Annotated in this window: 21 protein-coding genes; 17 read left to right on the top strand and 4 right to left on the bottom strand. The window is 43.8% G+C overall.

What is annotated here, in order from left to right; translation table 11 throughout:
• Nucleotide 1: 1 nt before the first annotated feature.
• From rpsE to H4I94_RS11500, 12 genes are all read left to right on the top strand, one after another.
• Entirely contained in the window at nt 2–499 is a 498-nt protein-coding gene (rpsE, locus tag H4I94_RS11555; protein ID WP_086195763.1) for a 30S ribosomal protein S5, read from the top strand.
• A 6-nt stretch (nt 500–505) separates the two neighbouring features.
• A complete protein-coding gene (gene rpmD / locus H4I94_RS11550) occupies nt 506–682 on the top strand; it encodes a 50S ribosomal protein L30 (RefSeq protein WP_092820776.1) in 177 nt (58 codons plus the stop codon).
• Nucleotides 683–685: 3 nt separating this feature from the next.
• Nucleotides 686–1126, top strand: a complete 441-nt coding sequence (gene rplO, locus H4I94_RS11545; protein WP_086174449.1) for a 50S ribosomal protein L15 — start codon at nt 686–688, stop codon at nt 1124–1126.
• Nucleotides 1127–1171: 45 nt separating this feature from the next.
• Nucleotides 1172–2491, top strand: coding sequence for a preprotein translocase subunit SecY (gene secY / locus H4I94_RS11540; protein ID WP_171259726.1), 1320 nt, complete (start codon nt 1172–1174; stop codon nt 2489–2491).
• A gap of 19 nt (nt 2492–2510) precedes the next feature.
• A complete protein-coding gene (gene rpmJ / locus H4I94_RS11535; RefSeq protein ID WP_000867907.1) occupies nt 2511–2627 on the top strand; it encodes a 50S ribosomal protein L36 in 117 nt (38 codons plus the stop codon).
• 106 nt (nt 2628–2733) lie between these two features.
• Nucleotides 2734–3090, top strand: a complete 357-nt coding sequence (gene rpsM / locus H4I94_RS11530) for a 30S ribosomal protein S13 (protein ID WP_086174447.1) — start codon at nt 2734–2736, stop codon at nt 3088–3090.
• Nucleotides 3091–3109: 19 nt separating this feature from the next.
• Entirely contained in the window at nt 3110–3496 is a 387-nt protein-coding gene (rpsK, locus tag H4I94_RS11525; RefSeq protein ID WP_001040166.1) for a 30S ribosomal protein S11, read from the top strand.
• Between the two features lie 12 nt (nt 3497–3508).
• The gene (rpsD, locus tag H4I94_RS11520; protein ID WP_092820780.1) at nt 3509–4132 is read left to right on the top strand and encodes a 30S ribosomal protein S4; all 624 of its coding nucleotides are present in this window, start codon (nt 3509–3511) and stop codon (nt 4130–4132) included.
• Nucleotides 4133–4150: 18 nt separating this feature from the next.
• Nucleotides 4151–5158 (top strand): DNA-directed RNA polymerase subunit alpha, encoded by a 1008-nt coding sequence (locus H4I94_RS11515; protein WP_004869497.1) that lies wholly within the window; start codon nt 4151–4153, stop codon nt 5156–5158.
• 18 nt (nt 5159–5176) lie between these two features.
• Nucleotides 5177–5542 carry a 50S ribosomal protein L17 gene (gene rplQ / locus H4I94_RS11510; RefSeq protein ID WP_004691290.1) on the top strand — a complete coding sequence of 122 codons (366 nt, stop codon included), beginning with the start codon at nt 5177–5179 and terminating at the stop codon, nt 5540–5542.
• Between the two features lie 203 nt (nt 5543–5745).
• The gene (locus H4I94_RS11505; protein WP_261183189.1) at nt 5746–7242 is read left to right on the top strand and encodes a flavin-containing monooxygenase; all 1497 of its coding nucleotides are present in this window, start codon (nt 5746–5748) and stop codon (nt 7240–7242) included.
• Nucleotides 7243–7402: 160 nt separating this feature from the next.
• Nucleotides 7403–8194 carry an alpha/beta fold hydrolase gene (locus H4I94_RS11500; protein WP_261183188.1) on the top strand — a complete coding sequence of 264 codons (792 nt, stop codon included), beginning with the start codon at nt 7403–7405 and terminating at the stop codon, nt 8192–8194.
• 32 nt (nt 8195–8226) lie between these two features.
• Here H4I94_RS11500 and H4I94_RS11495 read toward each other — a convergent pair whose 3' ends face one another.
• Nucleotides 8227–9399: an acyl-CoA dehydrogenase family protein gene (locus tag H4I94_RS11495; protein WP_261183187.1), complete on the bottom strand. Its 1173-nt coding sequence runs from the start codon at nt 9397–9399 to the stop codon at nt 8227–8229.
• A gap of 188 nt (nt 9400–9587) precedes the next feature.
• Between H4I94_RS11495 and H4I94_RS11490 the strand changes: the two genes are divergently transcribed.
• The 5 genes from H4I94_RS11490 (at nt 9588) to H4I94_RS11470 (ending at nt 14923) form a co-directional block, all read left to right on the top strand.
• Nucleotides 9588–9845 carry a succinate dehydrogenase assembly factor 2 gene (locus H4I94_RS11490; RefSeq protein ID WP_092820788.1) on the top strand — a complete coding sequence of 86 codons (258 nt, stop codon included), beginning with the start codon at nt 9588–9590 and terminating at the stop codon, nt 9843–9845.
• Complete coding sequence (locus H4I94_RS11485) at nt 9838–10224, top strand: hypothetical protein (RefSeq protein ID WP_261183186.1); 387 nt, start codon at nt 9838–9840, stop codon at nt 10222–10224. Before H4I94_RS11490 ends, H4I94_RS11485 begins: the two co-directional genes overlap by 8 nt.
• Nucleotides 10225–10741: 517 nt before the next feature.
• Complete coding sequence (locus H4I94_RS11480) at nt 10742–11797, top strand: hypothetical protein (RefSeq protein ID WP_092820793.1); 1056 nt, start codon at nt 10742–10744, stop codon at nt 11795–11797.
• Nucleotides 11798–11886: 89 nt separating this feature from the next.
• On the top strand, nt 11887–12456 hold the full coding sequence (gene rrtA / locus H4I94_RS11475) for a rhombosortase (protein ID WP_092820795.1): 570 nt from the start codon (nt 11887–11889) through the stop codon (nt 12454–12456).
• Between the two features lie 184 nt (nt 12457–12640).
• A complete protein-coding gene (locus H4I94_RS11470) occupies nt 12641–14923 on the top strand; it encodes a TRAP transporter large permease subunit (RefSeq protein ID WP_261183185.1) in 2283 nt (760 codons plus the stop codon).
• A gap of 80 nt (nt 14924–15003) precedes the next feature.
• Here the strand turns inward: H4I94_RS11470 and H4I94_RS11465 are convergent, their stop codons facing one another.
• Genes H4I94_RS11465 through H4I94_RS11455 form a run of 3 tightly spaced genes read right to left on the bottom strand, consistent with a single transcriptional unit; the run spans nt 15004 to nt 16587 of the window.
• The gene (locus H4I94_RS11465; RefSeq protein ID WP_261183184.1) at nt 15004–15879 is read right to left on the bottom strand and encodes a DMT family transporter; all 876 of its coding nucleotides are present in this window, start codon (nt 15877–15879) and stop codon (nt 15004–15006) included.
• Between the two features lie 56 nt (nt 15880–15935).
• Complete coding sequence (locus H4I94_RS11460; protein WP_131273026.1) at nt 15936–16364, bottom strand: hypothetical protein; 429 nt, start codon at nt 16362–16364, stop codon at nt 15936–15938.
• A 13-nt stretch (nt 16365–16377) separates the two neighbouring features.
• Nucleotides 16378–16587: a YheV family putative zinc ribbon protein gene (locus H4I94_RS11455; RefSeq protein WP_171259728.1), complete on the bottom strand. Its 210-nt coding sequence runs from the start codon at nt 16585–16587 to the stop codon at nt 16378–16380.
• Nucleotides 16588–16593 lie beyond the last annotated feature (6 nt).

The raw sequence follows: 16593 nt of genomic DNA, 5'->3' as shown, positions 1-16593 counted from the left end.
CATGGCTAAAGTTGAACAAAACGAAGGTCTTGTTGAAAAGCTGGTTGCCGTTGATCGTGTAGCCAAAGTTGTTAAGGGTGGTCGTATCTTCTCTTTCACAGCATTAACTGTTGTGGGTGATGGTAATGGTCGCGTAGGTTTTGGTCGTGGTAAAGCACGTGAAGTTCCAGCTGCTATTTCTAAAGCACTTGAAGCTGCACGTCGTAACATGATTACTGTTGAGCTTGTTAACGGTACTGTACAACACCCTATTAATGCTCGTCACGGTGCAAGCCGCGTTTACATGCAACCTGCTTCTGAAGGTACTGGTGTAATTGCTGGTGGCGCTATGCGTGCAGTTCTAGAAGCTGTTGGTGTACATAACGTATTGACAAAATGCTATGGTTCTACAAATGCTGCTAACGTAGTAAACGCAACTTTCAAAGGTTTGCGTGATATGACTTCTCCAGAGAAAGTCGCTGCGAAACGTGGTTTGTCTGTAGAACAAATTCAAGGGTAATCAATCATGAAAACGATTAAAGTTACCCAGACTAAATCTTCTGCGCACCGCTTGAAAAATCACAAGCTTAGCCTTAAAGGTTTAGGTCTGCGTCGTATCGGTCACACTGTTGAAGTAGTTGATACTCCTTCTAACCGCGGTATGATCAACCAAGTTTACTATATGGTTAGTGTAGAGGAATAAGCCATGACTCTGCGTTTAAATACTATTGCACCTGCAGAAGGTGCTAAGCGTGATAACCTTCGTCTAGGCCGTGGTATCGGTTCTGGCGTTGGTAAGACTGGTGGCCGTGGTGTCAAAGGTCAAAAATCACGTAAGAGCGGTGGCGTACGTCCAGGTTTCGAAGGTGGTCAAACAGCGTTATATCGTCGTTTACCTAAATTCGGCTTCACTAGCCAACTTGCTTTAAAAACTGCTGAAGTACGTTTATCAGAGCTTGCTAAAGTTGAAGGTGATATCATTTCACTTGAAACTTTAAAAGCTGCCAATGTTGTACGTAAAGATATGACTCGTGCTCGTATCGTACTTTCTGGTGATATTACTCGTGCATTCACTGTACAAGGTGTTGCTTTGACTAAAGGCGCTAAAGCTGCTGTAGAAGCTGCTGGCGGTAAAGTCGAGGAGTAATCGCTAGTGTCTATGTCTCCTAGTTCTTCAGGTCATGTTAACATGATGAAAGGCCAACCATTTCATGTGAAATATCGTGAAATTATTCGTCGATTAATGTTTTTGGTTGGCGCATTGTTGGTCTTTCGACTAGGAGCACATATTCCACTGCCGGGTATTGATAATGTCGCTTTAGAACGTTTTTTCAAAGCTAATGAAGGTACTTTCTTAGGTTTGTTTAATATGTTCTCTGGCGGGGCATTAGAGCGAATGTCAATTCTTGCGTTGGGGATCATGCCATATATCTCTGCATCGATTATTGTGCAGTTGATGTCAACAGTGGTTCCTTCGCTGGAAGCATTAAAGAAAGAAGGCGAGCAGGGTAAGCGTAAGATTAATCAATATACGCGTTACGGCACGTTATTACTTGCATTGGTGCAAGGTGTAGGTATGTGTGCTGGTCTGATTAGCCAAGGAATAACCTTGACTTCAGGACTGGCTTTTTACATTCCTGCTGTAACTTCATTGGTTGCAGGCACCATGTTCTTAATGTGGTTAGGGGAGCAAATTACCGAACGTGGTGTTGGTAATGGGATCTCCATGATCATTTTTGCAGGTATCGTTGCTGGTTTGCCAAATATCGTAATGCAAGCATTCACTTCGGTGGATAATGGTCAATCAAGCTTAATTGGTCTGGCTATATTTGCATTACTTTCAGTTGCAGTTCTTGCTGCGATTGTATTTATTGAAAAGGCACAACGTCGTATACCGGTTAACTATGCTCAAAAGCAACAAGGGCGTCGCGTATTTACTGCACAGCAGACACATTTGCCGTTGAAATTGAATATGGCGGGGGTTATTCCAGCAATTTTTGCGAGTTCATTATTGCTGTTCCCTGCAAGTTTAGGTCAATGGTTGGGTAGTTCTGATCCAAATGCAGGAATCATAAAGCGTAGCCTACAAGATTTGGCATTGGTATTATCGCCTGGACAACCTTTGTATTTGGTGCTCTTCGGTGCGTTAATTATCTTTTTCTGTTATTTCTATACTGCACTTGTGTTCAGTCCTAAAGAAGTATCAGAGAACTTGAAACGCAGCGGAGCTTATGTACCTGGTATTCGCCCAGGTGAGCAAACTGCTCGTTACTTAGATCATATTCTTAATCGTTTGACTTTTATTGGTGCAATTTATATTACGGTCATCTGTTTGATGCCAATGATTCTGCAAAGTTCTTTTGGTATTCCATTCCACTTGGGTGGTACATCTTTGCTGATCGTAGTCGTTGTTGTGATGGACTTTATGGCACAGCTACAAGCCCATCTTACTTCGCACCAGTATGACAATCAAACGTTAATGAGAAAAACGACTGCTCATCCTAAGGGATAAGCGCACTTGAGGTTTCATCATGAAAGTACAAGCTTCTGTTAAAAAAATTTGTGGTAGCTGTAAAGTTATCCGTCGTAATGGGGTTATCCGCGTGATTTGTAGCGCTGAACCTCGTCATAAGCAGCGTCAAGGTTAATCTGATCAAGACCTGTTGATTTCAGTAGGCTAATTAGGTTATTATCCGCCCCTCAAGATATTTGTGGGGCGGTTGATTATCTCTACTGCCTTTTTGGAGAAAGTGAATGGCTCGTATTGCCGGTGTAAACATTCCGGATAACAAGCATGCTGTTATCTCCCTCACGTATATTTTTGGTATCGGTCGCCACACTGCTAAGAACATCTTAGCTGCTGCTGGTATTGCACCAACTACTAAGATCCGTGAATTGGATGATGCTCAGCTTGATGCGATTCGTGCGGAAATTACCAAGGTTCCAACCGAAGGTGATTTACGTCGCGAAATTTCCATGAACATTAAACGTTTAATGGATTTAGGCTGCTACCGTGGTCTTCGTCATCGTCGCAGCTTGCCTGTCCGTGGACAACGCACCAAAACTAACGCACGTACCCGTAAAGGTCCGCGCAAACCTATTAAGAAATAAGATTTCTGGAAGCTAAAAGATGGCTAAAGATACTCGCACACGCAAGAAGGTCACTCGTACCGTCTCTGAAGGTGTTGCACACATTCACGCTTCTTTTAATAACACCATTGTGACTATTACCGATCGTCAAGGTAATGCACTGGCTTGGGCTACCTCTGGTGGACAAGGCTTCCGTGGATCACGTAAATCAACTCCGTTTGCTGCTCAGGTAGCTGCTGAAGTTGCTGGTAAAGCAGCTTTGGATTACGGTTTGAAAAACTTGGACGTCCTTGTAAAAGGTCCTGGTCCTGGTCGTGAGTCTGCGGTTCGTGCTTTAGGTGCAGTGGGTTATAAAATTAACAGCATTACCGATGTGACGCCAATCCCGCACAACGGTTGTCGTCCACCTAAAAAACGTCGCGTGTAAGGAGAAACATTCATGGCTCGTTATATTGGTCCAAAATGCAAACTCTCTCGCCGCGAAGGGACAGACCTGCAACTTAAATCAGGCGTTAAACCGTTTGACGTTAAGACAAAAAAACATGCTAAAGCTCCTGGCCAACATGGTCAAAGCCGTGCTAAGCAATCTGAGTACTCACTACAATTACGTGAAAAACAAAAAGTACGTCGTATGTACGGTGTGTTAGAGCGTCAATTTAGTAACTACTATAAAGAAGCTGCTCGTGTGAAAGGCGCAACAGGTGAAAACTTGTTGAAATTGCTTGAAAGCCGTCTTGATAACGTAGTTTATCGCATGGGTTTTGGTTCTACACGTGCAGAAGCTCGTCAGCTTGTATCTCACCGTAGCATTACTTTGAATGGTCGTCGTGTTAACATCGCGTCTATCCAAGTTAAAGCTGGTGATGTAATCGCGGTTCACGAAGGTGCTAAACAACAATTACGTATTAAAAGCGCAATTGAATTGGCTGCTCAACGTGGTATCCCTTCTTGGATGGAAGTTGACCATTCAAAACTAGAAGGTACGTTTAAAGCTGCACCGGATCGTTCTGATTTACCTGCTGAAATCAACGAAAGCTTGATTGTAGAATTGTATTCTAAATAATCCCTTGAGGTAGCAATAATGACGCGTACTGCAAATGAGTTTCTAACTCCGCAAGCGATCAAGGTCGAAGCGGCTAGCGGGACCTCGGCAAAAGTTATTCTGGAACCATTAGAGCGTGGCTTTGGCCATACTCTTGGTAATGCTTTACGTCGTATCCTATTATCTTCTTTACCTGGCGCTGCTGTGGTAGAAGTTGAGATAGAAGGTGTCGAGCACGAGTACAGTACCTTAGAAGGCTTGCAGCAGGACATCGTCGAGCTCTTGCTGAACCTAAAAGGATTGTCGATTAAGCTGTTCGATCAAAACGAAGCATATTTGACATTAGAAAAACAAGGTCCAGGCGATGTAACAGCGGCTGATCTTCGTTTACCTCATAATGTTGAAGTGGTAAACCCTGAGCATTTGATCGGCACTTTAAGTGCTTCAGGCAATTTAAAAATGCGCCTGAAAGTTTCTCAAGGCCGTGGTTATGAAACTTCTGACTCACGTTTCCCAGAAGGCGAGACTCGCCCTGTGGGTCGCTTACAGTTAGATGCTTCTTATAGCCCAATCAAACGTGTGTCTTACACCGTGGAAAACGCGCGTGTAGAACAACGTACTGACCTTGATAAATTGATCATTGATCTTGAAACTAACGGTACAGTTGATCCTGAAGAAGCAATCCGTAAAGCGGCAACAATCTTGCAACAACAAATTGCAATTTTTGTTGATCTTCAGAAAGATCAAGCTCCTGTTGCTCAAGAGCCTCGCGAAGAAGTGGATCCAATCTTGCTTCGTCCAGTAGATGATCTAGAGCTTACTGTTCGTTCTGCTAACTGTTTGAAAGCAGAAAATATTTACTACATCGGTGACTTGGTTCAACGTACTGAAGTGGAGTTGTTAAAAACTCCTAACCTTGGTAAAAAATCGTTAACTGAAATCAAAGATGTTCTGGCTTCTAAAGGCTTACAACTCGGCATGCGTTTAGAGAACTGGCCACCAGCTAGTCTCCGTATGGACGATCGTTTCGCCTATCGTAGCCGTTAATTAAGTAGGACTATCACCATGCGTCATCGTAATAGTGGTGTGAAATTAGGCCGTACAAGCAGTCATCGTAAAGCGATGTTCCAAAACATGGCTAACTCTTTGTTCGAGCACGAGTTGATTAAAACAACTGTGCCTAAAGCGAAAGAGTTACGTCGTGTAGCTGAGCCTTTAATCACTTTAGCTAAAAACGATACTGTTGCAAACCGTCGTTTAGCGTTTGCTCGTACTCGTTCAGCAGCAACTGTTGGTAAATTATTTACCGTTCTTGGCCCTCGTTACAAAGAACGTAACGGCGGTTATCTACGTGTTCTTAAAGCGGGCTTCCGTGCAGGTGATGCTGCACCGATGGCTTACGTTGAGCTAGTAGATCGCGAAGTTAAATAATTTCGCAAGAATAGCTTCAGTTGTTCTAAAAAAGACCGGTGTTTCACCGGTCTTTTTTATGCCTGAAGATTTTAAATTGTCTGACAATTTAAGCTTTTGTCCTGAACTGATATATTTTTCGTCAGTTTTACACTAACTTGACATTGTGTATTGTCAATTTTGTGGTTTAATAAAATAAAGCTTAAACAGGTTATAAAAAGAACATGGAAAAATATATTGATGTGTTGATTGTCGGTGCCGGTATTTCAGGTATTGGTCTGGCTGTTCATCTTTCTAAAAATTGCCCGCAACGCTCTTTTGACATTATTGAGCGTCGGGAAAGTTTTGGCGGAACCTGGGATTTATTCAAATATCCAGGCATTCGTTCAGATTCAGATATGTCGACTTTTGGCTTTAATTTTAAGCCATGGCAAAAAGACAGCGTCTTGGCGGATGGTCCATCCATCAAAAATTATTTATCTGAAGTGATCGACGAGTATCAGCTTAAAAATAAAATCCATTTTCAGCATCAGGTTTTGATGGCGAATTATGATTCGGACACTAAAAAGTGGGTGGTTGAAATTGAAGATGCAGCTCAACAAAAGCAAACCTGGGTGGCTAATTTTGTTCTAGGATGTACAGGTTATTATAATTATGATCAGGGATTCCAGCCTGAATTCCCCAATCAGTCTGCATTTAAAGGCAATTTTATTCATCCACAGCATTGGCCCGAGCAGTTAGATTATTCGGGTAAAAAAGTGGTGATTATTGGCAGTGGGGCAACCGCAATCACCCTGGTGCCTGCGATGGCGAAAGGTGGGGCAGGGCATGTCACCATGTTGCAACGTTCTCCGACCTATATTGCTTCTGTGCCATCGATAGATCTGGTCTATGACAAAATGCGCAAGTATTTGCCAGAAGATGTGGCCTATAAATTAACGCGCGCACGTAATATTAGCATGCAACGCGGTATTTATGCCCTGGCGCAGAAACAGCCGAAACTGCTCAAGAAAATTTTGCTGAATGCAGTAAAATTTCAGCTCAAAGGTAAGGTGGATATGAAACACTTTACTCCGAATTATGAGCCTTGGGATCAGCGTCTGTGTGTGGTTCCAGATGGTGACCTGTTTAAAATCTTGCGTGAAGGCCGTGCATCGGTTGAAACGGATCAAATTGAAAAATTTACTGAAACAGGTATTCAGTTAAAGTCCGGTAAACATTTGGATGCGGATATTATTGTGTCTGCAACTGGGTTGAATATTCAGATTTTAGGCGGCATTCAGGCGATGATTGACGGCAAGCCGATGAACACTTCCCAGCATATGTTGTATCAGGGTATCATGGTTAGTGATGTGCCGAATATGGCCATGATTATTGGCTATATCAATGCCTCCTGGACACTTAAAGTGGATATTGCAGCGGATTATATTTGCCGTCTGATCAACTATATGGACAAAAATGGCTATGATGAAGTGATTCCACAAGGTGACGCGACGGAGTTAATGCAAGATACAGTGATGGGCAGTCTGTCTTCGGGCTATATTGCCCGTGCCGCTGATGTAATGCCGAAGCAGGGCAAGCATGCACCTTGGAGTGTATCCAATAATTATCTGGCTGACCGCAAACAATTGAAACATGCGCGTTTTGAGGATGGTGTGCTTAAATTTCATAAGCGTGAGCAACAGGATAAGAAAAGCTCGACACCGCGTTTGGTCTCATGATTGAGTTTTCTTATTGAGCCTGATCATTATTTAAAAGAGGAGCAAAAATGCTTCTTTTTTTATGAATATTGGAATCACGAGTTCAATTTGTAATCTTTAGTTCTGCTGCAAATTCCTACAGTATGGAGTAAAAGTAATTGAGCCGGCACAGGAATAAGTTTTGAGTATCTTAGCGCGTGAATATCAACTGTCATTTGACTCCTATTTCCTTTATGCCAAGGCCTGGCAGTCTGCTGAAGCTAATCCAGAATTAGCACCGATTCTATTGATGCATGATTCACTGGGCAGTGTGGCTTTATGGCGAGATTTTCCTGCACAACTTGCCGCTCAGACCAAGCGTATTGTTTATGCTTATGACCGGCTCGGCTTTGGACAGTCAGCAGTCAATCACCAGCCTTTGGGCCTGGATTTTGTCATCACTGAGGCGACTCATGGTTTTAAGTCCGTGCTTGATTATTTTGCGCTGAAAGATTTTATTGTGCTGGGACATAGTGTGGGTGGGGGAATGTCGGCTGCCATCGCTGCTGAATATTCACAGCGTTGTCAGGCTTTGGTGACCATTGCTGCGCAATATGAAGTGGAAGAACGAACTTTAGCCGGTATCCGTGAAGCCAAGCAGGGATTTCGGCAAGCGGGACAAATGGAGCGCCTCGCCAAATATCATCCTAAGAAAGCGCAGTGGGTGCTGGATGCCTGGACTGAAACCTGGCTGGCACCTGCATTTAAGGACTGGAATTTGAGTCAGGTATTGCCCCAAATACAATGCCCCAGCTTGATCATTCATGGGGAGCAAGATGAATACGGCACGCTGGCACAGCCTCGGCAGATCTTTGCAGGAGTGAAAGGTGCAGCTGAATTGCAAATTCTAGAGGACTTACATCATATGCCGCATAAAGAACAACCCGAACTGGTACTGGCCTTGATTAGTGAATTTTTAGCAGAGATTAGTTAAGAGAAACAGCCCATCAGCAGATGGGCTTTTGATTACAGGGAACGCGAGATCAGTTCTTTCATAATTTCATTGGTGCCGGCATAAATCCGGTTGGCACGGTTATCAATATAGGCACGTGCAATTGGATATTCCATCATGTAGCCATAACCGCCATGCAGTTGCAGGCACTCATCCACGACTGTAGAAAACATTTCGGAAATTTTGTATTTCGCTGCTGCCGCTGCATCAATGCCCAGTTTTTCTTCTAGCTGTAATTCCATACAGCGGTCTAAATAAGCTCGACAGAAATCGATTTCGGTTCTTAATTCAGCCAGTTTAAAGCGGGTATTTTGAAAAGCGCTGATCGGCTTGCCGAAAGCTTGCCGCTGTTTGGTGTATTGCACGGTATGCGCGAATGCCGCTTCGGCTCCCGCCTGGCAAATGATTGCGACCAGCATGCGTTCCCAGGCCAGTTCTTTCATCAGCATCATAAAGCCCATGCCCTCCATACCCAGCAAATTTTCTTTGGGCACGCGCACATTGTCAAAGAACAACTCGCAGGTATCTTGTCCTTTCATGCCAATTTTATTTAAAGGTTTGCCCTTACTGAAACCAGCACGGTCAGCTTCGACGATGAGTAAAGATAAATTGGCAGAGCCTTTATCGCTGCTGTCCGTTTTGCAGACCACAATCGCCATGTCACACAGGTAGCCATTGGTGATAAAAATTTTAGAGCCATTGATGACATAATCATTGCCATCCAAAACAGCAGTTGTACGTACCGCTTGCAGGTCAGATCCGGTTCCCGGTTCGGTCATGGCAATGGCCGTGACCACTTCACCTGTAGCCATTTTGGGCAGCCAGGCTGATTTTTGCTCTTCATTGCCAAAATTGAAGATGTAGTTGGCCACAATATCCGAATGTAGCGAAAAGCCGGTTGCCGAATCCATGGCATAGGCCTGTTCTTCAATCAGGATCATGCTGTAAAGACGGTCTACACCCGATCCTCCGTATTGTTCCGGCATGGTGGCACAGAGTAAGCCCATTGCACCCGCCTTGTTCCATAAATCCCGGTCGACATGCTGCTGCTGTTCATATTTGGCAGTATTTGGAACCACTTCCTTTTCATAAAATTTGCGCACCGTTTCACGGAAGGCATCGTGCTCGGCATTAAACAAATGGCGGGGCAGCATAGGGGCTAAAGGTCGGATTGCAGCTGATTGCATTGTTATTCTGTCCATCTACAAAGTGATTGTCAGATAAAAATTAAAAGATTGAGACACAAGCGGCAATGAGATGAATGCTCAAATGTACAGATAAAATGATGAATTTGGTCAATTCGGGGAAATGGCTCGAAATGCAGGGGATGGATAGGGTAAACTAGCAAAAAATTTCATACGGTTGGGGAAAGGCTATGAGCGAAGAAATCAGCTTGGAAGAACGCAAAGTCATTTATCGTGCCCGTCGCGGTTTAAAAGAGATTGATGTTTATTTTGATCCCTATGTAAAAAATCATTATCTGCAGGCAGATGCAGCAGAGAAAGAAGCTTTTGCTGAATTGGTCGCACAAGAGGACCCGGACTTGCTAGATTGGTTTATGGAAGTTTCTGAACCTCCACGCCCGGAAATGAAAGCCTTGATTGTCAAGTTAAAACATTACGTCCATGGCTAAGCGTTGTTTTCAGCTGAAACGCAGCCGTCTGGCATTTGTATTTCAGCTGAGCATTTTTACTTTGCTGATTATACTTTTGCAGCAGCTGTTGCCGGCATGGTTATGGTTGCTGTGCATTGTGCTGGGTGTGTTGACCTATATCTATGGCTTTAAAATGCCTCAGCCGATGTGTCTTGAACATTTGCATGCACGTGAATGGTCGTTATACCATTTAAAATCGCAACAGGTTAAACGTGTTTCGATTAGTCATTTGATTGATCATCAGCTTTATATTGTGGTGTATTTCCAGCATTTTCAGGAAAAACCACTCTTGATCTGGGTGGATCAATTGCCTTTTAAGCAATGGAAAGCACTGAAACAACTGGCAAAATTAATCTAATTGTTAGACAGTTGTATAAAATTTGTTTTAACTAAGATATTGATAATAATTAATATAATTTTAATTTTTAATATTTTGTAAGACAGTTTAATGAAAAAAATAACAAATATTGCAATTGTCGGACAATTTTTCCGCTAAATTATTTCCGCTAAATGTAAATTAAAAACACCAACAGCAAATGAGGAAATCATCATGATGATTCCAACTTGGATGTTTCTGGTGGTAGCAATTGTTTTGGCAATTGTTATTGGACGACTAGGAACAGTGCTGAAGGATCGATTTGCACAACATGAAAGCCAATAGGCTTTTACCCCTTGATAAGTAGCATGTGCCGAACCGTCGCAATGCTACTTTTTTTTGCCCAAAATTTTTAACTTGATGGAATACAGTCAATTTTCCGTACGTCATTTCGTGGCAAAGTATTAAACCTAATTAGAGTGAATACTCTTTTATTCAGATTTCGCATCTGATATGTTTAGGTGCTATGGACATAAACACAATTATAGAGGACAGGAAAATGTCGCAAGTCCAAAAAATATGCCAGGGTATGGCAGTCATTATCATTACAAGTTCTTTATTATCAGGTTGTTCTCAAGTGGTTAAATCAGGTGCAAATATTGCCCTGGGTTTTAGTGAGAAACATATTGTGCCGCCAATCTTGGCCATGGATGATGCGGATATGGCGTGTAATTCAGGCAATGCCTTAACGCCCGCCATTATGTCAACCAAAGATATGGGGGCAGACCCAACCCGTATTGCCGTACTTTTATATGCTTCATCCGGGATCTGTGCCGAAAATCAGGCTTTGGAAGCAGAACTAGATTATTTACGCGCGTCTAAAGCGGGGCGGGTTTCAGAAGCCCAGGATGCCCGTATCCAGCAAAAACGCTGGGCGGCCATTGCTGCACAGCGTCAGTACGCGGGCTACCAGCTGTTAGAAAAGCGTTGGGCGACAAAATATAATAAGGCCTTGGGTGAGGGATGCCCGAAAATGAAAAGCGACCTTGATCAAACCGTGTATTTAATGGGGATGATCAGCGGTTTGCAGGCCATGACCAATGACATTAATTCTGGCGGTGCAGTCCATGTACCCAAAGATATTGCGGCCATCGTTGAACGCGGGATGGTCTGCCTGGATAATGCCAAATTCTGGGGCGCGCCAGAAGCGGCACGTGCCGTCATTTGGACCTTATTGCCGGGCGCAGGCGATGGTAAGCCCGATCCTTACCAGACTTTAAAACAGTCGGTACAACTGGGTGAACAAAAAGGTGTACGCCTGTCTCATGCCCTGTATGCAGTCGCAGCTCAAGCCAGTGGTGATGATGCCAAGATTCGCGATGCCCTGAAAACATTTGCTACAGCACGCTCTGAAGAAAAGCCGGTTAATCCGCAGTTCAGACTGGTCGACAGTATGGCGCAAAATATGGTGCAGGGTATTTCAGACCGTTATTGGACTGAACATACCGGAATCCGTTCGGGTGATGATGGCATGCAACGTTTCTGGGATGATCAGGACAGTTCTGCAGAATTAGATGATTTATTTGATGAAAATGAGAGTGCGGCCTCCTCTTAAATTGAATGGAATAAAAGAAAATACAAGAAAAGATGGGCTGGAATGATGTTTGATCTTTAATCCATTTTTTCTAAGCTGGGGACATGCCAATGAAAGACCAGTTTCTTATGCAAAAGATTATTTTTATTGCATTTGTAATGTCTTTTTCGGCATGTCTTCAAGTTTTTGCAGATTCATTTATCTATTGGCAAGCTGGCTTGTTCAAAGAGTTCTGGCGTTTATGGACTGCCCATTGGGTACATGTGGGATGGATCCATTATCTGCTTAATATGCTGGCTTTTGCCTGCTTACCTTTTATTTTTCCCCGCGTCAGAATCTGGCATTTCGTTGCTTTACTGTTATTGCTTCCGCCATTTATCAGCCTGTGTTTTTATTATTTCTTTCCAGATATAGAAGCCTATGCCGGCTTGTCCGGAGTCTTGCATGGGGCTTATGTCACTGTTGCCTGCGTGCATTTGTTGTATAGGAAAGAGCGCAATTTTGCTGCCTTGGTGCTGTGCCTGATTCTGGGAAAATTGCTTTGGGAAAATACCGTCGGCAGTGTCAGCACAGCAGAACTTATTGGCAGTCCGGTATTGGTTGAAGCTCATTTATTGGGAGTGATTGGAGGAATAATCATCGCTTTGGCGTATGTTCTATGGGAATATTTCGTTGAATAGTGGCGAGATTGACATTTAAAACAGAAAAGAAAATACATATTGTCATTTTCATTAATGTCGGGTTAATGCAAATTTGTAGATAACAATAAAGAAATTGGATCGGGAAAGGATATTCTCCGTTCATAAATCAAAATTGGCTTTACCAAACCACCGTGTAATGACCAAAATAAAAATAGGAATACACATGCAATATGATGAAAATAACAGATCTGGATTAGGTCTGTTACGTTATATATGGACAGAGTGGATCTCGGCCTTTGTCGTTCTTGTCTTACTTTTGCTGACTTTGATTATTGGTACCGGTGAAATGATTCACGGCCAGCTGTTGCGTATGGGTGAGCGTCTGTACGGTGATCCGGCGACTGGCATGCAATATTCATTTCTACGTGCCGAACCGAGTTCCCCAACCTGTGAACGTAATGTCAATGTCGATCGTAAAGTGCAAGAGCAGATGAAAGCCGATGCAGCCGACGAGTATGCTGATTTTTTCGGTGTGCGTTCAGAGGCTGATGTGCGTGCGGCGATAGTACAGGCTCAACAGGTCTGTGAAGAATCCTATCAGTTCTATGATAAAGCGATTGCCCATATGCAGGCTCATCCGAGTATTCGCGCATATCGTACCTTTGAAACGTCTTTCTTTGGCGTATTCAAGTTCGGTACTGAAAACCGGGCCCTGTTACTGGTTATCATGGTGGTATTTGCAGCGATCAGTGCAACGCTGAAAACCCATCATATTGGTTTACGTAGTCCCACAACGCGTATCGATTTTAAAGTGTACTCGGTGGCAATGCTGATTGGTAACGCCTTTTTGGCTTACTCGTCTTATAGCCAATATCAGTCCATGCTGAATTCGGGTGTCCCGATCGGAGACATGAAATATATTTACTGGTTGTGGATGATTCTGTTTAGTACGCTGACCTTGATCAGCCTGTATCAGATATTCAGACAGCCCAAGCAGAGCCAAGAGGGCGGTAGCTTAGGAATGGCTTTTCTGAGTGTGCCGCTGTATGGCTATATGGCGATCATTACCGGGATTAGTTTTACCTTCCTGATGGATTATCCAATGGGACAGGGTATTTACCTGGGGCAGCTGGTCGAGTTTTCGAGTATCTTCCTGAATCTGGCACTGTTTATCTGGGCGGGTATGTTGCTGAAACAGACCCGTGTCGTGGACATGTTCCTGAATATCCTGCGTCCATGGAATCTGGCACCTGAAACCCTGACCTGGCTGATCTTGGTGGCAGCTGCGTTGCCAACGGCCTATACAGGAGCATCAGGGATTTTCGTGATCGCAGCAGGTGCGATTATTTATAAGGAAGTCTGGAATGCGGGTGGACGCCGTCAGTTTGCTCTGGCAGCAACAGCTATGTCAGGTTCTCTAGGTGTGGTATTACGTCCATGTTTATTGATTGTGGTGGTTGCCTCACTGAATAAGGAAGTGACAACGGACTTGCTGTATCACTATGGCGTATATGTGTTCCTGCTGACGTCAACTTTATTTTTGATCATTTCACTGTTCTTCGCCGAAAGTAAATTCCGTATTGCAGCCCCAGGTGTAGCAGCACCTCAATCGGCTCGTGCTGTAGTGGCAATTATTCCTTATGTCGTGATTTTCATCTTGATCTGGTTATTCTATAAATATGCCTTGTCGACCGATCTGAATGAATTTACTGCTCCAGTCATGATGCCAGTGATTCTGTTGCTGGTGGTACTTTTCGACAAGTTACGCCATGAACCTGCACCTTTGCCCGCAGTGGGACATTGGGATGAAACCCTGACCGCCCAGTTGAATCCGGGATCGACCCCTGAATTGGCAACTGCCGGTGCAGCGGTAAATGTCGAATACCGTGAAGCAGAGCATGGTAAACAGCAGGGCAAAGAATTGGCAGTTGATCATGGCGTGAAACGTTCTGCCTATGGAGAAAGTTTACGTAATGTCGGATTCTGGAAATCGCTACATATTTCTACCAGTGAAACGGTTGGACATATTGGTGCCCTGGTGATTCTAATGGCGCTTTCTGTCAGTGTGGGGGGATTACTGGAACGTATCGAAGTGATGCAAGCCTTCCCGACCGATATCAGTAGTACCATTCTCGTCATTACCCTGATTGTCGGACTGATGATTTTTGTGGGCATGATCATGGACCCATTTGGTGCCGTTATTCTGATTTCCGCTACAGTGGCTCCGGTGGCCTATCAATACGGTATCCACCCGGTACATTTCTGGATGATTACCCTGATTGGTTTTGAGCTTGGTTATGTCACCCCACCTGTAGCGCTGAACCATCTTCTGGCTCGGCAGTCTATTGGAGATGCCGAGGTGGCTGAGGCGGATGCAGAAGTGCGTCATCTATCTTTCTACTACCGCTATGAACGCTGGATTTTACCCGTGATTGTGATGCTGCCTGCCATGTTGATCATCGCTTATATTCCTTATGTATTTAAGCTGTTCGGTTGGTATCATTAATCCATCATAAAAAAGCACCTTTGGGTGCTTTTTTTTATGACTTTTTATATGGGGAATTATATGCGGGAAATCTGCCTGAATTATGGGGTGGCACGTTTTTGAACCAGAGGGCTACAGAGGATAATCGCAGCCAGAATGAGGCCGAAACCCATTAAACTATAATGATCCGGTATTTCTTTCCAGAAGATAAAGCCCCAGATTCCTGCAAAAATAATGGCAATATAGTTCACGGGACCAATCTGTCCGGCTGGGGCGAGTTTATAGGCATTGGACATGAAAATCTGGCTAATATTGGCAAGCAGACCTGCGCCAATCAAGAAACCCAGTTCAGTCCAAGTATAGGGACGCCATAACCAGAACATCGGAATCATGGAAATGAGTGTGCCGATAAAGCAGAAATAAAATACGATTTTCTCTGGAGATTCGGTACGGGTGAGCGCGCGGACTGTTATAAATGCCATGGCTGCCAACAAGCTGGCACCTAGCCCAATCACAGACATCTGGTTAAACATGCCAGCATCGGGTTTGGCCACAAAAATGACCCCGACCAGGCCAATCACTGCGGCGAGCAGCATGGACTTGGTGATTTTTTCTTTCAGAAACCACCAGGCAATCAGGGGAATAAAAATCGGGGAAGAATAGGTAAAGACCATGGCATTGGACAGCTTTAAATGGGCAATTGCATAAAAGAAGCCATACATGGCAATCAGCCCGATGACGGCACGCCAGCTATGCATCCAGATTTTTTCGGTCTTAAAAAATCTAATTCCCTTAGAGCAAATAAGCGGCAGAAAAATAAACAGGCCGACAAAGTTGCGAAAAAATACAATGGTGGGATTATCTACGGTATGCGAAGCATAGCGAATACAGACACCCATAAGAGAAAATAAAAAGGCAGAGCAGGTCAGTAAAGCGAGTGCTGTAAACAGGTTCCGACTGCTGGTCGGTAGGGACATGAAACAATTCAGCTAAAATATGTACTGCTATTTTAGCTGAATATTCAACTATAAAATTATTGTTTTTGAGCCAATTGGGCTTCAAGTAATTTAATCTGTTCTTCTTTCAGGGCAATCAGCTCATCTGCATCGGCATGTTGGGCTTTCAGCATGGCTTCCTGTTCATTTAGCTGGCTTTGAATATCTTCCAGTTTAGCCACTTCTTCTTTGGCGAGTGATTCATTTTCTGGAACAGCTTCTTTCAGGATTTTTTCATCCACCAGCTGAATGGTTTCCTGCTCGGTTTGAGCAAGCGGTTCTGGCGCTTTTTCAGCTTTAGCCGCCGGTTTTGCAGGCGCCGTTAAACTGGTTCCTTCATGTTCAGGCAGTATTTCATTTGAAGTTGCAAAAAACCATTGATAGGCCAAAAAAAGCGCAATGATTGCAACCAGTCCCCCAGTAATGCCCAATAAAAGTTTTGGGCTGTTTCTTTGATCTAATGTCATATTGAACCTGTTTTTATTTAGGCTGACGCGGTTTGAACTGAATGACACCAATCTCATCCGGCTGTTCCGGCATCTGTGGTTCATCGACATGCGTTGGCCGATTTTCGCTATAGCCACAGTCAATACATTCAATCCATTCATCGTCGCCAGAAGTTAGCATGACAACCCGATCTAGCGCTTCACATTTTGGACATTTAGCACCTGCAATGAAACGACGTTTTATAGTCAT

This window comes from Acinetobacter sp. T_3_1, from assembly GCF_025377055.1.
In the GTDB taxonomy this organism is placed as follows: domain Bacteria; phylum Pseudomonadota; class Gammaproteobacteria; order Pseudomonadales; family Moraxellaceae; genus Acinetobacter; species Acinetobacter kookii.
The sequence above is the reverse complement of the archived record's forward strand: the minus strand, read 5'-3'. Positions and strand labels throughout refer to the sequence as shown.